General features: G+C 73.9%; 16 protein-coding genes. 11 read left to right on the top strand and 5 right to left on the bottom strand.

Translation table 11 applies throughout. The features are described from left to right. Positions 1-239 precede the first annotated feature (239 nt). Both BJY28_RS01155 and BJY28_RS01150 read left to right on the top strand, forming a co-directional pair. A complete protein-coding gene (locus tag BJY28_RS01155; protein WP_179461381.1) occupies positions 240-1,832 on the top strand; it encodes a succinic semialdehyde dehydrogenase in 1,593 nt (530 codons plus the stop codon). Beyond that, positions 1,829-3,721: an FAD-dependent oxidoreductase gene (locus BJY28_RS01150; protein WP_179461380.1), complete on the top strand. Its 1,893-nt coding sequence runs from the start codon at positions 1,829-1,831 to the stop codon at positions 3,719-3,721. Before BJY28_RS01155 ends, BJY28_RS01150 begins: the two co-directional genes overlap by 4 nt. 33 nt (positions 3,722-3,754) lie before the next feature. Here the strand turns inward: BJY28_RS01150 and BJY28_RS01145 are convergent, their stop codons facing one another. Continuing rightward, on the bottom strand, positions 3,755-4,153 hold the full coding sequence (locus BJY28_RS01145) for a VOC family protein (protein WP_179461379.1): 399 nt from the start codon (positions 4,151-4,153) through the stop codon (positions 3,755-3,757). Positions 4,154-4,336: 183 nt separating this feature from the next. On the opposite strand from BJY28_RS01145, the gene BJY28_RS01140 reads away from it, so the two are divergent. Genes BJY28_RS01140 through guaA form a run of 4 tightly spaced genes read left to right on the top strand, consistent with a single transcriptional unit; the run spans position 4,337 to position 7,924 of the window. Continuing rightward, positions 4,337-5,113 (top strand): SURF1 family cytochrome oxidase biogenesis protein, encoded by a 777-nt coding sequence (locus BJY28_RS01140; protein ID WP_179461378.1) that lies wholly within the window; start codon positions 4,337-4,339, stop codon positions 5,111-5,113. After that, the gene (locus tag BJY28_RS01135) at positions 5,110-5,475 is read left to right on the top strand and encodes a DUF3817 domain-containing protein (protein ID WP_179461377.1); all 366 of its coding nucleotides are present in this window, start codon (positions 5,110-5,112) and stop codon (positions 5,473-5,475) included. The genes BJY28_RS01140 and BJY28_RS01135 overlap by 4 nt, the downstream gene beginning before the upstream one ends. A 37-nt stretch (positions 5,476-5,512) precedes the next feature. Then, positions 5,513-6,316 carry an NAD-dependent epimerase/dehydratase family protein gene (locus BJY28_RS01130; RefSeq protein ID WP_179461376.1) on the top strand — a complete coding sequence of 268 codons (804 nt, stop codon included), beginning with the start codon at positions 5,513-5,515 and terminating at the stop codon, positions 6,314-6,316. A gap of 30 nt (positions 6,317-6,346) precedes the next feature. Next, entirely contained in the window at positions 6,347-7,924 is a 1,578-nt protein-coding gene (gene guaA / locus BJY28_RS01125; RefSeq protein WP_179461375.1) for a glutamine-hydrolyzing GMP synthase, read from the top strand. A 317-nt stretch (positions 7,925-8,241) separates the two neighbouring features. Here guaA and BJY28_RS01120 read toward each other — a convergent pair whose 3' ends face one another. Continuing rightward, entirely contained in the window at positions 8,242-8,682 is a 441-nt protein-coding gene (locus tag BJY28_RS01120; protein ID WP_179461374.1) for a hypothetical protein, read from the bottom strand. 99 nt (positions 8,683-8,781) lie between these two features. On the opposite strand from BJY28_RS01120, the gene BJY28_RS01115 reads away from it, so the two are divergent. After that, positions 8,782-9,474 carry a lysophospholipid acyltransferase family protein gene (locus BJY28_RS01115; protein WP_343036898.1) on the top strand — a complete coding sequence of 231 codons (693 nt, stop codon included), beginning with the start codon at positions 8,782-8,784 and terminating at the stop codon, positions 9,472-9,474. Positions 9,475-9,496: 22 nt separating this feature from the next. Here the strand turns inward: BJY28_RS01115 and BJY28_RS01110 are convergent, their stop codons facing one another. Continuing rightward, positions 9,497-9,919 carry a hypothetical protein gene (locus BJY28_RS01110; protein ID WP_179461373.1) on the bottom strand — a complete coding sequence of 141 codons (423 nt, stop codon included), beginning with the start codon at positions 9,917-9,919 and terminating at the stop codon, positions 9,497-9,499. A gap of 161 nt (positions 9,920-10,080) precedes the next feature. Between BJY28_RS01110 and BJY28_RS01105 the strand changes: the two genes are divergently transcribed. Both BJY28_RS01105 and BJY28_RS01100 read left to right on the top strand, forming a co-directional pair. Continuing rightward, positions 10,081-11,412: a MurT ligase domain-containing protein gene (locus BJY28_RS01105; RefSeq protein WP_179461372.1), complete on the top strand. Its 1,332-nt coding sequence runs from the start codon at positions 10,081-10,083 to the stop codon at positions 11,410-11,412. A gap of 5 nt (positions 11,413-11,417) precedes the next feature. Continuing rightward, positions 11,418-12,197, top strand: coding sequence for a type 1 glutamine amidotransferase (locus BJY28_RS01100; protein ID WP_343037154.1), 780 nt, complete (start codon positions 11,418-11,420; stop codon positions 12,195-12,197). Here the strand turns inward: BJY28_RS01100 and BJY28_RS01095 are convergent. Both BJY28_RS01095 and BJY28_RS01090 read right to left on the bottom strand, forming a co-directional pair. Further along, complete coding sequence (locus tag BJY28_RS01095; RefSeq protein WP_343036897.1) at positions 12,173-13,273, bottom strand: lysylphosphatidylglycerol synthase transmembrane domain-containing protein; 1,101 nt, start codon at positions 13,271-13,273, stop codon at positions 12,173-12,175. The genes BJY28_RS01100 and BJY28_RS01095 overlap by 25 nt on opposite strands. Beyond that, on the bottom strand, positions 13,270-14,133 hold the full coding sequence (locus BJY28_RS01090) for a PIG-L deacetylase family protein (protein WP_179461371.1): 864 nt from the start codon (positions 14,131-14,133) through the stop codon (positions 13,270-13,272). The genes BJY28_RS01095 and BJY28_RS01090 overlap by 4 nt, the downstream gene beginning before the upstream one ends. A 55-nt stretch (positions 14,134-14,188) precedes the next feature. Between BJY28_RS01090 and BJY28_RS01085 the strand changes: the two genes are divergently transcribed. Then, entirely contained in the window at positions 14,189-15,346 is a 1,158-nt protein-coding gene (locus tag BJY28_RS01085; protein ID WP_343036896.1) for a glycosyltransferase family 4 protein, read from the top strand. Positions 15,347-15,384: 38 nt separating this feature from the next. Then, entirely contained in the window at positions 15,385-16,119 is a 735-nt protein-coding gene (locus BJY28_RS01080) for an NUDIX domain-containing protein (RefSeq protein WP_179461370.1), read from the top strand. Positions 16,120-16,127: the final 8 nt, after the last annotated feature.

The following is a 16,127-nucleotide window of genomic DNA, read 5'->3' as shown; positions in this document are numbered from 1 at the left end:
TGTTGCGCAACTGCCCGGGCATTTGACCGCCCTTGGGTGCAACTGCCCGGGCAGTTGCGCGTGCCGTCACCTCCACCCGGACGAAGGGGGTTCTCGGTGGAGGTATCTGGACGCGGTGGGGCGCGTGCCATCACCTCCACCCGCTGCTCGTCTCGTCGGTGGAGGTATCCGGGCCGACGCAGGCGCTCACGTGACGGGCACCACTGGCATCCCCCGGGTGCTCGACCTACTCTTCGGTAATGACCTCTGAGATCATCGCCGATCCCGAGCTCGACCCGAGCGCCACCTTCGCCGTCGACCCCGCCCGGGTCCGTCGCCTGGCTGCGCGCGTGGTCGCCGGAGGTCGCGCCGAGACCTTCACCCGCACCTCGCCGATGACCGGCGGTCCGATCGCCACGCTGCCGATGTCCACCACCGAGGACGTCACCCGCGCGATGGCCGCGGCCCGCGCCGGCCAGCGCCGCTGGGCGCGCACCCCGGTCGCCGAGCGCGAGCGGATCATGCTGCGCTTCCACGACCTGGTCCTCGCCCACCAGGTCGAGCTGCTCGACCTCGTCCAGCTGGAGTCGGGCAAGGCGCGCCGGCACGCCTTCGAGGAGGTCGCCGACGTGGCCATCGCCACCCGGCACTACGCCCGCGCGGCCGAGCGGTACCTGCGCCCGGAGCGCCTCGCCGGGGCCCTCCCGGTGCTCAGCCAGGCCCGCCTGCTGCACCACCCGAAGGGCGCCGTCGGCATCGTCTCCCCGTGGAACTACCCGCTGAGCCTGGCGATCACCGACGCCGTCCCGGCGCTCATGGCCGGCAACGCCGTCGTGCTGCGCCCAGACATGCAGGGCTCGGTCACCGCCCTCGCCGCCATCGACCTGCTGCACCAGGCCGGCCTGCCCCACGACGTGCTCCAGGTCGTCCTCGGCAGCGGCAGCGAGGCAGGCCAGGCGATCGTCGACCAGGCCGACTACGTCTGCTTCACCGGATCCACGGCCACCGGACGGCGGGTCGCCATGTCCGCGGCGGAGCGGCTGACCTCCTTCAGCCTCGAGCTGGGCGGCAAGAACTCCGTCTACATCGCCGACGACGCCGACCTCGACGCCGCCGTCGACGGTGCGGTGCGGGCCTGCTTCTCCTCTGCCGGGCAGCTGTGCATCTCCACCGAGCGCGTGCTCGTGCACGAGTCGGTCTACGACCGCTTCGTCCCGCGCTTCGTCGCCGCGGTCAGCGACATGCAGGTCAGCAGCGCGCTGGAGTACGGCCCGGACATGGGCAGCCTGGTCTCGCCCGAGCAGCTGGCCACCGTGGAGGAGCACGTCGCCGACGCCGTGGCGAAGGGGGCCACCGTCCGGGTCGGCGGCCGGGCGCTGCCGGAGGTCGGGCCCTACGCCTACGCCCCGACCGTCCTCGAGGGGGTCACCGCCGCGATGACCTGCCGCGACGAGGAGACCTTCGGCCCGGTCGTCTCGCTCTACCGGGTGGCCGACGACGACGCCGCGGTGGCCCTGGCCAACGACACCGAGTACGGGCTGAACGCCTCGGTGTGGACCCGGGACGTGCGCCGCGGCCGGGCGCTGGCCGCACGGATCCAGACCGGCACGGTCAACATCAACGAGGCCTACGCCGCGGCCTGGGGCAGCATGGCCGCCCCGATGGGCGGGATGAAGGCCTCCGGGATGGGCCGGCGGCACGGCGCCGAGGGCATCCTGAAGTACACCGAGAGCCAGAACGTCACCGCCCAGCACGTCATGCCGATCGCTCCCGCCTTCGGCCTCTCCGACCGCGGCTACGCCAAGGTCATGTCCCTCGGGCTGCGGGCGCTCAAGGCGGTCGGGCGCTCATGAGCACGGCCGCCGCCGACGCTCACGACGCCGACGCCCACGACGCCGACGCACGCGAGACCGATACCCGCGACACCGACACCGACGTCGTCGTCATCGGCTCCGGCTTCGGCGGGTCGGTGGCCGCGCTGCGGCTGGCCGAGAAGGGCTACCGGGTCGTCGTCCTCGAGGCGGGCCGCCGCTTCGCCGACAGCGACTTCGCCGCCACCAGCTGGGACCTGAAGAACTTCCTCTGGGCGCCGCGGCTGGGCTGCTACGGGGTGCAGCGCATCCACATGCTCAAGGACGTCATGATCCTCGCCGGGGCCGGCGTCGGCGGCGGCTCGCTGAACTACGCCAACACCCTCTACGTGCCGCCGGAGCCGTTCTTCCGCGACCGGCAGTGGGGGCACATCACCGACTGGCAGGACGAGCTCGCGCCGCACTACGCGATCGGTCAGAGCATGCTCGGCGTGGTCACCAACCCCTGCGAGGGACCGGTCGAGGAGGCCATGCGGGACGCGGCCGCGGACATGGGCGTCGCCGACACCTACCGCAAGACGCCGGTCGGGGTGTTCTTCGCCGACGATCCCCAGCGGGCTGGCGAGACCGTCGCCGACCCCTACTTCGGCGGGGCCGGGCCGGAGCGGTCCAGCTGCACCGAGTGCGGCAACTGCATGGTCGGCTGCCGGGTCGGCGCCAAGAACACCCTGGTCAAGAACTACCTGGCCCTCGCCGAGGGCCTCGGTGTCGAGGTGCGGCCGCTGCGCACCGTCACCCGGCTGGGCGTCGCCCCCGCAGCCGGGGGCGAGGCTGCGGGGCAGCCGGTCTACCGGGTGCGCCACGAGGCCACCGACGACCGTGGTGACGCCGGCGCGCGGGTGCTCACCGCACGGCACGTCGTGCTCGCCGCCGGCACCTGGGGCACCCAGCACCTGCTGCACGAGATGCGCGAGGAGGGCGAGCTGCCGCGGATCAGCGACCGGATGGGCGAGCTGACCCGGACCAACTCCGAGGCGCTCGTCGGGGCGCTGGCCGAGACCCCGCCGGGCGGGGACGACGCCCTGACGAAGGGGGTGGCCATCACCGCCTCCTTCCACCCCGACAAGGACACCCACGTCGAGAACGTCCGCTACGGCCAGGGCTCGGACGCGATGGGCCTGCTGACCACGCTGCTGGCGCCGCCGCGCACCGGCCGCACCCCGCGGGTGGTCAAGCTGCTCGGGGAGCTGCCGCGCAACCTGCCGGCGCTGCGGGCGTGGTTCCCGCCGGGCACCCACTTCGCCGACAGCACCGTCATCGGGCTGGTCATGCAGTCGCTGGACAACTCGCTGAGCACCTCGCTGACCCGCCGGCTCGGGCGGCGCCGGCTCACCTCGCGGCAGGGGCACGGCGAGCCGAACCCGACCTACATCGCCGCCGGACACCAGAGCATCCGCGCGCTGGCCGGCCGGCTGGCCGAGCGGATCGGCATCCCCTTCCACCCCGGTGGGACGTGGAGCGAGGCCTTCGACATCCCGCTGACCGCGCACTTCCTCGGCGGCGCGCCGATCGGCGACTCCCCGGAGACCGGCGTCGTCGACCCCTACCACCGGCTGTGGGGGCACCCCGAGATCTCGGTCGTCGACGGCTCCGCCGTCTCGGCCAACCTCGGCGTCAACCCGTCGCTGACGATCACCGCGCAGGCCGAGCGCGCCTTCTCGCTGTGGCCCAACCGCGGCGAGGCCGACCCGCGGCCGGCGCCGGGCGAGGCCTACCGGCGGATCGAGCCGGTGGCGGCGCGCACCCCGGCGGTCACCCGCTTCACCCACTCCTCGGCCGTGGTCGACCTCGGCATGCCCGGGCTGCCCGGCGGGGGCGAGGAGGCCGAGGTGGTCGGCGACGAGCACGAGTGGCGGACCATGCACGCCTGAGCGTCTGCCTGGCGCCAGCCGACGGTGGACGTCTCAGCCGGCCGGTGGCGCGAAGAGCTCCAGGGCGATGCCGTCCGGGTCACGGAAGGACAGACCCGAGCCGTAGTGGGCGTCGACGATCCCGCCGTGGGCGATGCCGAGCTCGTCCAGCCGGGCCTGCCAGCGCTCCAGCTCGGCCCGGTCCGCGCAGGCGAAGGCGACGTGGTCCAGACCGGTGGCCCGCTCGCTGAAGCCCCCGCCGGCACCGTCCGGATGGGTGTGCAGCCCGAAGAGGTGACCGTCGCCGATGGCGTAGACGGTGTGGTGGAAGCCGCCGGTGGTCTCGTCCTCGTCGAGCACCGGCCCGGCGTCGAAGAGCGCGGAGTACCAGGCGGTGCTCGCCTCGGGGTCGGTGACGGTGACCGCGACGTGCGCCAGGGCGGGGAAGGTCATGGCTGCCTCCTGCATCGGCCCGGGCCTCTCCCGGGCCGTCCCTGGCCATGCTGCTGCGCGCGGTGGGCACCGGCAACTGCCCGATCGGACGGCTCTGGGCGTCACCCGTCCCGCAGAGCCGGCCACCACGTCCGGCCGGGAGCGGGCGAAGGGGGCGCCCGGCGCCTCACGTAGCCTGGTCGGGTGCTCAGGACCGCCGTGCAACCGCGCTGGCTGGCCCTCCTCGCGCTCGCCCTGGTGCTCGCCGCGCTCGCCGTCCAGCTGGGACGGTGGCAGTGGGACGTCGCCCACGACGTGGCCCGCGAGGAGGCCGTCCGCGAGGTGCAGCAGCGCCCGGTGCAGCCGCTGACCGACGTGGTCGCCCCGCACGAGGCCTTCCCCGACGACGGGTCCGGGCAGCGGGTACGGGCCACCGGCCGGTACAGCGCCGAGGACCAGCTGCTCGTCGTCGACCGGCTGCTCGACGGCCGCGACGGCGCCTGGGTCGTCGACCGGTTCGTCGTCGACGCCACCGGCGCCGGCCTGCCGGTGGTGCGCGGCTGGGTCCCCGAGGGCGCGTCCGCGCCCGCCCCGCCGCCGGGGCAGGTCGAGCTGGTCGGCTCCCTGGCCCCCGGCGAGGCCCCGGACACCGGCGCGCAGGGCGAGGGGCGGATGACCTCGATCGACCTGGGCCGGCTGGTCAACGACTGGCCCGGCGACCTCTACAACGCCTTCGCCTTCGCCGTCACCGAGGACGGCGACGCCCCCGGTGACGGGGTCGAGGTGGTGCCGCCGCCGCTGCCGGACACCTCCTTCGTCTGGCGCAACGCCACCTACGCGGTGCAGTGGTGGCTCTTCGGGCTCTTCGCGCTGTGGATGTGGTGGCGGATGGTGCGCCAGGCCGCGGACCAGCGACGCGGACCGCCGCCCGGCCAGGGCACCGACGACACCCACGACCACGAGGAGCTGCAACCGTCATGACCGACAAGCCCGCCGCACGGGACACGCCCGGCGCCGCACAGCAGGTGACCGCCGACCCGCGCGCGATCGCCACCGCGCTGACCCTCTTCCGGGTCACCGCGCTGATCGCCGGGGTGGCCCTCTTCGTGCTCATCGCCGAGATGATCATGAAGTACGGCTTCGGCAATGACGCCCTCACCTGGTGGAGCCCGGTGCACGGCGTCATCTTCATGGCCTTCGTCGTCGCCACCGCCAACCTCGGCTTCAAGGTCGGCTGGTCGCTGGGTCGGATGATCGCCACGATGCTGCTGGCCTGCCTGCCGTTCGTGGCCTTCATCGAGGAGCGCCGGGTGGTGCGCGAGGTCGAGCCGCTGACCCGCTGACCCGGCGCTGTCGGTGCCCGGGCCTAGCGTCCTCGGCATGGACGGTCTCAGCGGACAGACATGGGCGATCACCGGCGCGGCCGGTCGGATCGGGAGCGACCTGCGCCAGGCGCTGGCCGGCGACGGGGTACGCCTGGTCAGCGTGGACGTGGCGCCGGTGCAGCCGGTGCACGACGGCGAGCAGGTGCACCGGCTCGACGTCGCGGACGTCGCCGACCTCGACGGGCTGGCCCGGGCGCTGACCGGGTGCGACGGGGTGGTGCACCTGGCCGGCATCCCGGACGAGGCGGACTTCCACGACCTCGCCGAGATCAACATCGTCGGCACCTACCACGCCCTCGAGGCGGCCCGGCGGGCCGAGGTGCCCCGGCTGGTCCTGGCCAGCAGCAACCGGGTGACCGGGTGCTACGACGTGGCGACGACGGTGGATCCCGGGGTGCCGCCGCGGCCGGACGGCTTCTACGGGGTCTCGAAGGTGGCGGGGGAGGCGCTGTGCCGGCTGTACGTCGACAAGTTCGGCCTGCGCACGGTCGCGCTGCGCATCGGCAGCTACGAGGAGCGCCCGGTCTCGGCGCGGCACGCGCGCACCTGGCTCAGCCGGGACGACGCGGCCCGAGCCTTCCGCGCGGCGATGACCGCGGACGTGCGCTTCGCGGTCTGCTACGCCGTCTCGGCGAACCGGGAGCTGTGGTGGGACCTCGCCGACGGCCGCGCGCTGGGCTTCGAGCCCGTCGACGACGCCGGCGACCTCGTCCCGCTCACCCCGATCCCGCCGGGCACCCCGCAGGGAGGTGAGTTCGCCACGCCCGGGTACTCGCTGGAGCGGATGCACCGGCGCTGAGCCGTGCCGGGCCGCCGGTAGCCTGAGCGCGTGACGGATCCGCTCAAGCAGTCCCCGGTGCTCGTCGTCGACTTCGGCGCCCAGTACGCCCAGCTCATCGCCCGCCGGGTGCGCGAGGCCAACGTCTACAGCGAGGTCGTGCCGCACACCATGACGGCGCCCGAGATGCTCGCCAAGGAGCCCGCGGCGATCGTGCTGTCCGGCGGGCCCAGCTCGGTCTACGCCGACGGCGCGCCCGGTCTGGACGCCGCGATCCTCGAGGCCGGGGTGCCCGTCTTCGGCATGTGCTATGGCTTCCAGGCGATGGTCCAGTGCCTCGGCGGCAGCGTCGAGCGGACCGGGATGCGCGAGTACGGCTCGACCCGCGCCCAGGTCACCGACCGGACCTCGACGCTCTTCAACGGTCAGCCCGAGGAGCAGTCGGTGTGGATGAGCCACGGCGACGCCGCCGTGGCCGCCCCCGACGGCACGCAGGTCACCGCCACCACCCCTGGCTCGCCGGTGGCGGCGATCGAGGACGACGAGCGCCGGCTCTACGGGGTGCAGTGGCACCCCGAGGTGATGCACTCCACCTTCGGCCAGCGGGTGCTGGAGAACTTCCTGCACCGGGGGGCGGGGATCGCCGGGGACTGGACCGCCAGCAACGTCGTCGACGAGCAGGTCGCGGCGATCCGCGAGGTCGTCGGTGACGACCGGGTGCTCTGCGGGCTCTCCGGCGGTGTGGACTCCTCGGTGGCGGCGGCGCTGGTGCAGCGGGCTGTCGGCGACCAGCTGACCTGCGTCTTCGTCGACCACGGGCTGCTGCGCGAGGGCGAGGTGGAGCAGGTCGAGGAGGACTTCGTCGCCGCCACCGGCGTCAACCTCGTCGTCGTCGACGCCAAGGCGCAGTTCCTCGACGCCCTGGCCGGGGTCAGCGACCCGGAGACCAAGCGCAAGATCATCGGCCGGGAGTTCATCCGCACCTTCGAGCAGGCCGCCCGGGACGTCGTCGGCGAGGGCGCCGAGGACGGGCACCCGGTCAAGTGGCTGGTCCAGGGGACCCTCTACCCGGACGTCGTGGAGTCCGGCGGCGGCAGCGGCGCGGCGAACATCAAGAGCCACCACAACGTCGGCGGGCTGCCGGACGACCTGCAGTTCCAGCTGGTCGAGCCGCTGCGTGCTCTCTTCAAGGACGAGGTGCGTCAGGTCGGGCTGGAGCTCGGGGTGCCGGAGAGCATCGTCTGGCGTCAACCCTTCCCCGGGCCGGGGCTGGGCATCCGGATCATCGGCGAGGTCACCGAGAGCAACCTCGACGTGCTGCGCCGCGCCGACGCGATCGCCCGGGCCGAGCTGAGCGAGGCCGGCCTGGACCGGGAGATCTGGCAGTGCCCGGTGGTGCTGCTCGCCGACGTCCGCTCGGTCGGCGTGCAGGGCGACGGCCGCACCTACGGCCACCCGGTGGTGCTGCGCCCGGTCTCCTCCGAGGACGCGATGACCGCGGACTGGACGCGGGTGCCCTACGAGGTGCTGGCCCAGATCTCCACGCGGATCACCAACGAGGTCGAGGAGGTCAACCGGGTCGTCCTCGACGTCACCAGCAAGCCCCCGGGCACCATCGAGTGGGAGTGACCGTCCGCGTCCACCCAGGCTGAACCGTGGCCAGACTCCGCAACTGCCCGGGCAAATTACGGCCTGGGTGCGCAACTGCCCGGGCAATTTCGGCCTGGGTGCGCAACTGCCCGGGCAAATTACGGCCTGGGTGCGCAACTGCCCGGGCAATTTCGGCCTGGGTGCGCAACTGCCCGGGCAATTTCGGCCTGGGTGCGCAACTGCCCGGGCAAATTACGCCTTGGGTGCGCAACTGCCCGGGCGAATTACGGCCTGGATGCGCAACTGCCCGGGCAGTTGCGCATTAAGGGCTGGGGAAGGGGCGAGGACGCCGTGGGCTACCAGGCGCCCTGGAGCCAATCCCAGGCAGCGCTCCCGCCAAGGCCGCACAGGGCGAGCACCATGAGGACCGCCAGGCAGCCGAGCCCCCCGACGACCTGGTCCTTCACCTCGGTGGCGCTGATCGCCCACGAGCGCGGCACCGGGTGCAGCGCCAGGTAGCTCTGGCCGAGGATGTGCCGGGGCATCGCGTAGTACACCGGCACCGTCCCCCGTGGCGGCACCTGCACGTCCATCGTCTGCTTGCCGTAAGCGCCGAACCGGACCACGTACCAGACCGTCACACGGCGCGTCCCGTGCGGCACGCGCACCGGGATGGCGTGCTCGCGCACGGGGATCTCATGACCGTCGATCTCCGCCCGGTGGCTGGACGGCCAGCACACGACGTGCAGGACCAGCCAGCCGTCGTCAGGGTGCGGCGGGGGCGGTGGTTGGCTCACAGGACCGAGCCGGCGGCAGACGACATGGTCGGCAGGCTAGCCGGGATCCCGGCATCGTCCCCCGTGGTGAGCGACTCGCGTCCGCACTAACCTGGTGGCGTGACCGGACCCGCCACCACCGCCGCCGAGAAGGTGCTGCGCAACGTCCTCGTCGGGCCTCCGCTGCGCGCCTATGTGCGGATGACGGTCGAGGGGCTGGAGCACGTGCCGCGGACCGGCCCGGTCATCATCGCCAGCAACCATCTCTCCTTCGTCGACTCGATGCTCATCCCGCTGGCGGCCCGGCGGAAGGTGGGGTTCCTCGGCAAGGCGGAGTACGTCGAAGGGACCGGCGTGAAGGGGTGGGGCAAGCGGCTGTGGTTCGGTGAGTTCGCCGGGATGATCCCGGTGGACCGCGAGGACCCGCGGGCGGCCGCTCGCAGCCTGGAGCTGGCCGAGGAGCACCTGGCCGGAGGTGGCGCCTTCGGCATCTATCCCGAAGGCACTCGTAGCCGCGACGGGATGCTGCACAAGGGCCGCACCGGGGTCGGGCGGTTGGCCGACGCCAGCGGGGCGACCGTGGTGCCGTGCACGCTTATCGGCACCGACAAGGTCCAGCCGGTGGGCGCCCGTGGGCTGCGCCCGCACCGGGTGACGGTGCGCTTCTCGCCGCCGGTCGATGTCGCGGCCCTGCAGCAGCAGCACGTCAAGACCCGCCTCTACCGGGCGATCACCGACGAGGTGATGGCGGCCGTCGCGCAGCGCTCGCCGCAGCCGGTGTCCGCCGAGTACGCGGACCGGGCGGCGGGCTGAGGCCGCGAGACCCACCCCCGAGTCAGGCCAGCAGCGCGGTCACACCGACGACGCAGCACACCATCGCGACGATGAGGACGACGAGCGAGACCAGCACCCCGACGCCCTTGTGCTTCTGCCGCGTCGGCCCGAGGTTGCCGGTGGTGAACTGGTGCCACGGCGCGGCGTAGAAGAGGTCGACCGTGCCACCCGGCTCGAGCACGACCTGTCCCTGCGCCTGGCCGTAGCGACGCATCCACTGCACCGAGAGGTCGAGCGCCCACGGACCGGGCGGCAGGTGGTACTCGTTGACCCCGTTCCGGCAGGCGACCTGGTGCCCGTTGAGCAGCAGTCGTGGGGGCAGGCTGACCAGCAGGTTGCCCTGGACGGTCAGGCGCAGCAGGCCGGTCGGCGCGGGCCCCGGAGCGGACGAAGGGGGACCCGAGGGCGGGGGAGGGGTCGTCATAGCCGCACCCTAGCCAGGTGCGGGCCGCACCCTTCGCCCGTCGTCACGGCCAGCGATCACCCGAGAACCTCTCGAAGACCCGAGAAGCCTTCCCCCGCATCGGAGCCTTTATCGGGTAACCCGATAAAGGCTCGGGGGCCGGGCGCGCCTAGGCTGGGGCGGTGCTGAGAACCACCGCCGCCGTCCTCGCCGGCAAGGCCGCCCGACGCGCCGCCCGGCTGCGCGGCGGCGGGACCGGGGGGTCCGCCCTGCCCGGTCTGGTCGCCGAGAAGGTCGACCCCGGCTTCCTCGCGCACGCGCTCGCCGACGTGCCGCAGGTCGTCGTGGTCTCCGGGACCAACGGCAAGACGACGACGACGAAGATGCTCGTCGCGCTGCTGCGCGCCCACGGCCGCACCGTCTTCACCAACCCCACCGGCTCCAACTTCACCCGCGGGGTCATCTCCGCCATGCTCGCCGAGCTGCCGCTGCGCGGCCGGCTGCAGGCCGACCTGGCCGTGCTCGAGCTGGACGAGGCCCACGCGCTGCACTTCGGACGGGCGGTCGCGCCCAGCCACGCGCTGCTGCTCAACGTCGCCCGCGACCAGCTGGATCGTTTCGCCGAGATCGACCACACCGCCCGGCTGCTCACCCAGCTCGCGGCGATGACCACACAGGGGGTCGTCATCAACCGCGACGACTCCTACGTCAACCGGATCGCCCCCACTCTCGGCCAGGACGTCCAGGTCCGCTGGTTCGGCCTCGACGACTCCCTCGCCGACCGCCTCGGCGAGCTGCAGGAGGCCGACGCCCGAGAGCACGACGGCTGGCAGCCGCCGCCGGTCGGCGACGGCGACGGGCTGCTCGGCCCGGTCACCGACACCGAGATGACGGTCCGGCTCGGCCCGGGCCAGGACGCCACGCAGGTCGGCCCGGTCGCCCTGCGCCAGCGCGGCCTGGCGGCGATGATCAACGCCACCGCCGCGACCACCACCGCCCGGGCGCTGCTCGGCGACGCCTTCTCGACCACCACCGCCGAGCAGGCGCTGCGCACCGTGCGGCCCCCCTTCGGCCGCGGCGAGGTCATCGACGTCGACGGCCGCCCGCTGGAGCTGGTGCTGGTGAAGAACCCGGCCGGCTTCACCGTCGCCCTGGGCACCTACGGCGCCACCCCGGTCGCCTCGATGATCGCCATCAACGACGACTACGCCGACGGCCGGGACGTCTCCTGGCTCTACGACGTCGACTTCTCCGGCCTGCAGACGAAGGGCGTCGCCCTCACCACCGGCGTCCGCGGCTGGGACATGGCGCTGCGCCTGCAGTACGACGACGTGCCGGTCGGCGGCACCGTCACCGACCTCGAGCCGGCGCTGACCCGCTTCCTGGCCGAGCACCCGGACGAGCCGATGCGGATCTTCTGCACCTACACCGCGATGCTCGCGCTGCGGCGCCTGCTCGCCGAGCGCTACGACGTGCCCGAGATGGGCGTGGACGCCGAGGAGGACGCCCAGTGAGCGACGTGACCATCCTCGGCGAGCCAGCGGCCTCGGCGCTGCCGGCCGACCCCGGGCAGGAGGGCAAGGGCGAGATCCACCTCGTGCACCTCTACCCGCGGGAGATGAGCATCTACGGGGACCTGGGCAACACCCGCTGCCTGGCCCAGCGGATCCGCCGCCACGGCTACGTCCCGGTGGTCCACCAGCACCACCCGGGGGCGCCCTTCCCGGAGCAGGCCGACCTCGTCGTCGGCGGCGGCGGCCAGGACTCCGGCCAGGTCCGGGTCGAGGAGGACCTCGACGTCATCGGCGACCGGCTGCGCGCGCTCGCCGACGACGGCGCCGCCATGCTCATGGTCTGCGGGATGTACCAGCTCTTCGGCAACGCCTTCGTCACCGTCGAGGGCACCCGGCTGCCCGGGCTGGGCATCCTCGACGTCACCACCCAGGGCAACGACACCCGGATGATCGGCCCGGTGGTGCTGGCCACCGAGCACGGCGACGTCGTCGGCTACGAGAACCACTCCGGCTCCACGACGCTCGGCGAGGGGCAGGCCCCCTTCGGCCGGGTCCGGCACGGGATGGGCAACAACGGCAGCGACGGCACCGAGGGCGCCCGCCGCGGGCACGTCATCGGCTCCTACCTGCACGGCCCGATCCTGCCGGCCAACCCCGCCCTGGCCGACGCGCTCATCGGCTGGGCGGCGGAGCGGGCCACCGGCCGACCCTTCGCGCCGGAGACCCTCGACGACGAGGTGGCCCGGCAGGCGCACGACGCTCAGGTGCGGCGGCTGCTCGCCTGAGCCCGGCCGGCGAGGTGGGCCTCGCTGACCTCCGCGGCGGTCGCCTTCGGCATGAGGCTCCACGCCAGCCAGCCCAGCGCCCCCAGCGGCACCTCCATGAGGTGGGTGAAGATCGAGAAGATGACCACCCCGGCCATCGACGCGGCCGGGTCGGCGCCCCAGGCGACCAGCGCCGCGGCCGTCCCGGTCTCGGTGACCCCGAGACCGCCGGGGGTCACCCCGACGGCGGTGAGCAGCCGCCCGATGGCGTAGGCCGCGAAGAGCTGGCCGAAGGGGAGCTCGATGCCGGTGGTCTGCATGCACAGCACGAAGAGGACGTAGTAGAGGCCGAAGAAGCCGACCATCCCCAGGGTCATCGACAGCCAGCCGGTGCGAACCGTCTCGGCCACCCGGGAGCGCAGCCCGGTCAGCCCTCGCTCGATCTGGCTGCCGTGGCCGCGGCGCACCAGCCGGACGACCCGGTCGGCCAGCCGGCCCACCACCCGGGCCCCGCGGTCGGTAGCCACCGCCAGCACGAAGCCGGCGACGATCGCCAGCCCGGAGACCACCGCCGCCCAGGCCGCCTCGCGCATCGTCGCCGGCAGGTCGGTGGCCGCCCAGGCCAGGCCGAGGACCGCGATGATCGGCAGCATCACCCGGGCGAGCACGTTCCACACCCCGGTGACGACGGCCATCGTCGTCACGCTGGCCACCGAGAAGCCCCAGGACTTGGCGATCGTGTACGTCGCCGCCAGCCCGACCGCGCCGCCGCCGGGCAGCAGGTTGGAGACCGAGGAGCCGCAGACGTTGAGGATCAGCGCCCGGGGGTGGCTCAGGCCGGGCATGGCACCGGTCATGACGAAGGTGTAGCAGTACAGCCCGGCGACGACGAGCCCGAGGAAGAGCAGCGCCTTCCACAGCGGGACCGTGCCGAGGATGTCGAAGACCTCGCTCCAGCTGGTCTGGGCGAAGTAGGGCAGCCCCCAGCCGAGCATGGCCACCGCCAGGCCCAGCCCGACGGTCACCTGCAGCGCTCGGACCCAGAGCCGTCGCGGTCGGCCGTCGTCCTCGACCGGCGTGGCCGTCCCGGTGCTCACGGCACGTCCGCGAAGGGGTCGTCGCGCACCGGCGAGCCGGCGGGCAGGTCGGGGTCGCGGAACCACTCCCGGCCGAAGACCAGGTCGTAGAGCGGGCGGGGGATGCGCAGCAGCATCCCCAGGGTGCGGGCACCGCCGTCCCCGTCGCTGGCCTGGCTGGCGTGCGCCCGCATCGCGGCGCGCTTGGCGCGGACCTGCCGCCGCACGGAGACCCGGTGGGTGATCTCGGCCCGGGCGGAGAAGGCCCGGTCGAAGGAGGAGCGGTCGAACTCGGGCGGGAAGCGGTAGACCTTGGCGACGAGGTCCAGCGCCCGGCAGATCGTGTCCCGGGGGACGGTCGCCTCGAGCACCCGTAGCGGGGCCCCGGTGCTCTCGCGGTAGCCGGCGGCGGCGGCCGCGCCGACCTCGTGGACGCGCACATGATCCCGGTGGCCGTAGCCGCCGTTGGCGTCGTAGGTCAGCAGCACCTGCGGCGACTCCTCGGCCAGCACGTCGGCCAGCCGTGCCGCGGCCTGCTCCAGCGGGACCCGGACGAAGCGGGTCTGCCCCGGCGGGTCCGGCCAGAGCTCCTCGCCGCTGCCGGAGTCGGCGTAGCCCAGCTCGACCACCCGGGCCACCCCCAGCGCGCGGGCGCTGGCCGCCAGTTCCCGGCTGCGCGTCCCGGCCAGCTGCTCGCCGCGGGCGCCGTAGGTGCTCTCGTCGGCCAGCCCGGCCGCGCCGTCGGTGGCCACCACGAGCACCACCCGGTGCCCCTGCGCCGCGGCCCGCGCCATCGTCCCGGCCGTGAGCAGGGCCTCGTCATCAGGATGGGCGTGGAAGGCGACGAGGGTGCCCGCTGCCGGCCCACCCACGTCATTCATCGCCGATCACTGTGCCATACCGGGCGGTCCTGGCCGCTCTGGCACTCTGGGAGCCGTGAAGGTCGCCCTGCTCTCGGACTGCTACCCGCCGCGCGTCGGCGGGATCGAGTCGCAGGTCAGCGACCTCGCCCACCAGCTGGCGGCGGCCGGGCACGAGGTGCAGGTGCACACCGCGACCGCCGGCGTCACCGGCGCGTCGCGCGGTGAGGTCGAGCGTGAGGGCGAGGTGCTGGTGCACCGGCACAGCCACCCGGCCACCTTCGGGGTGCCGGTGAACCCGCTGGCCGCGCCCACCCTGCGCCGTCGGCTGCAGGCCGCGGCGGTGGACGTGGCGCACGTGCACATGGGGGTGGTCAGCCCCTTCGCCTGGGACGCCACCCGGGTGGCCACCGGGCTGGGGGTGCCGACCGTGGTCACCTGGCACTGCCTGCTGGACCGGGCCGCGACCCCGTGGCGGCTCAGCGGGGCGCCCCAGCGCTGGGTGGAGCGCGGCGCCCGGCTCTCGGCGGTCTCCCGGCTGGCGGCCGACGGGGTGCGGCAGGCCGCGCCGGGCCACGAGGTCGCGGTGCTGCCGAACGGTATCGACGTCGCCGCCTGGGCGCCGTCGGCGGCTACCGGTTCTGGAGCCGGGGCTGCCGGGCATGGTGGCAGCGGGCACGGTGGTGCCGGGCGGGGTGGCGACGGGCCGGTCCGGGTGGTCAGCGCGCTGCGGCTGGCCCCGCGCAAGCGGCCGGGGGTGCTGCTGGACGTCGTCGCCGAGGTGCGGCGGCGCACCGGGGCGGAGATCAGCCTGGACGTCCTCGGTGACGGTCCGCTGCGTGCTCAGCTGCAGCGACGGGCCCAGCCGGGGGACCGGCTGCTCGGGCGGGTGCCGCGGGCCAGCCTGCCGGAGCGCTACCGCTCGGCCGACGTCTACCTGGCGCCGACCAGGCTGGAGGCCTTCGGGATCGCGGCGCTGGAGGCGCGCACGGCCGGTCTTCCGGTCGTGGCACGCCGGGACTCCGGCACCCGGGACGTCATCGACGACGGCGTCTCCGGTCTGCTCGCCGACGACGACGCCGGGCTGATCGAGGCGCTCGAGCGGCTGGTGACCGACCCGCTGCTGCGCTCCCGGCTGGCCGCGCACAACGCCTCGACCCCGCCGCCGCAGGCCTGGCCGTCGGTCGTGCGCGACGTCGAGGCCGCCTACGCCGAGGCGGTGGTGATGCGATGAACGGCGATGCCGTGGGCGGTGACGCGAGGAGCGGTGATGTGACGAGCGGCGATGTGACGAGCGGTGTCGAGCTGGTCGTGGTCGCTCCGGACGGCGCCACCCTCGAGGTGCTGACGCTGCCGCACGGTGCGGACCCGGAGGCTCGTCTCGCGGCCGCCGGCTGGTACCTCGTCGCGCTGCTGGACGCGGTGCGAACCGACGAGGTGGTGCAGATCCGCGTGCAGGCCGAGCGTGGGCAGGCGGTGGCCGCGCTGCCGGAGCCTGCGGAGCAGCCGTCGTCCGGTGCGGGTGCGGACGGCGAGCGCCCGGTGCCCTACCAGCGGGTTGCCTGCTACGGGGTCGTCATCGGTGATCGTCGGCTGCTGCTGACCGAGCTGTCCGAGCGTGTCTCCGGTGCGGCCGGCTCGTGGAACCTGCCCGGCGGTGGGCTCGACCCGGGCGAGCAGCCGCACGACGGCCTGGTGCGGGAGATCTGGGAGGAGACCGGTCACGACGTGGTGCGGGCGCGGCTGGCGGACGTCGAGACCCGGCACTGGGTGGGGCGCTCCCCGGGCGGGCGGCTGGAGGACTTCCACGCGGTGCGACTGATCTACCGCGCCCAGGTCGCGCAGGTGCGCGAGCCCGTGGTGCACGACGTCGGCGGGTCGACCGCCCGGGCGCGGTGGGTCAGCCGTGAGGAGATCCCGGACTACCCGATCGTGCCGACCGTGCAGCGGGCGCTGACCCGGATCGGCTGGGACCGGGCCACCGGCCCGACTGCGGTGCGCCCGTAGGAGATCCG

Source organism: Janibacter alkaliphilus, assembly GCF_013408565.1.
GTDB lineage: Bacteria > Actinomycetota > Actinomycetes > Actinomycetales > Dermatophilaceae > Janibacter > Janibacter alkaliphilus.
This window is presented reverse-complemented; position numbering and strand designations above follow the sequence as displayed.

Coding starts and splice junctions, on each gene's coding strand:
- BJY28_RS01155 (WP_179461381.1), top strand. CDS start 240: ATGACCTCTGAGATCATCGCCGATCCCGAGCTCGACCCGAGCGCCACC.
- BJY28_RS01150 (WP_179461380.1), top strand. CDS start 1,829: ATGAGCACGGCCGCCGCCGACGCTCACGACGCCGACGCCCACGACGCC.
- BJY28_RS01145 (WP_179461379.1), bottom strand. CDS start 4,153: ATGACCTTCCCCGCCCTGGCGCACGTCGCGGTCACCGTCACCGACCCC.
- BJY28_RS01135 (WP_179461377.1), top strand. CDS start 5,110: ATGACCGACAAGCCCGCCGCACGGGACACGCCCGGCGCCGCACAGCAG.
- BJY28_RS01130 (WP_179461376.1), top strand. CDS start 5,513: ATGGACGGTCTCAGCGGACAGACATGGGCGATCACCGGCGCGGCCGGT.
- BJY28_RS01110 (WP_179461373.1), bottom strand. CDS start 9,919: ATGACGACCCCTCCCCCGCCCTCGGGTCCCCCTTCGTCCGCTCCGGGG.
- BJY28_RS01090 (WP_179461371.1), bottom strand. CDS start 14,133: ATGAATGACGTGGGTGGGCCGGCAGCGGGCACCCTCGTCGCCTTCCAC.